Source organism: Vibrio sp. 2130-1, from assembly GCF_033339515.1.
Genome location: NZ_JAWOUT010000644.1, coordinates 1 through 539, shown reverse-complemented (window position 1 = coordinate 539; position 539 = coordinate 1). Strand labels below are relative to the sequence as shown.

General features: G+C 44.7%; 1 pseudogene. It reads right to left on the bottom strand.

Annotated elements, in window-relative coordinates:
* Positions 1-171: 171 nt before the first annotated feature.
* Positions 172-539 (bottom strand): annotated as a pseudogene (locus R7Q09_RS27880) (DUF350 domain-containing protein); the annotation flags it as partial.

Sequence of the window (539 nt, the reverse complement as noted above, 5' to 3'; positions counted from 1 at the left end):
AGTTGGATTTACATTCATCGGCGTCAGAAAAAATGTAGCCTTCAGTCTTTGATTCTTGGGTCGCAAGAAAGAAAATTCCGCCAAATGCCGCGAACGGTATGATTTTTCCAAGCTTTAAGCTTTTATCCATGGAAGAACGTTTAACGTTGGAACTGCGCTTCATCGTTCCTCCTAGTACGTCATACAAGCAGCATTCAACATGCCGACCGATATAGAAACCGCCGCAAGTACAATGCCTGCAGGCAGCTCATCTTTTTCGATACGCTCAGTAACTCTTGGCAGCAAAATGAAACGCACGATGGCAAATGCGATGATTTGCACAAGCATGGCAACAACGCCCCAAACCATAAAGTCGACAATGTTGACTGAGTTTTTTGCCGCACCCGAAATCGCAATACAATAACCCAGAAAAGCGCCACTCAACGCCACTGCGGCTGCGGTATTTGGCTTTTCCTTGATCAGCTGCAATTCATCCTAAGGCGTAAGCTTGACGTAGATGAACTTAAACGCCAAAACAAAAATAATGGATACAGAGAAGT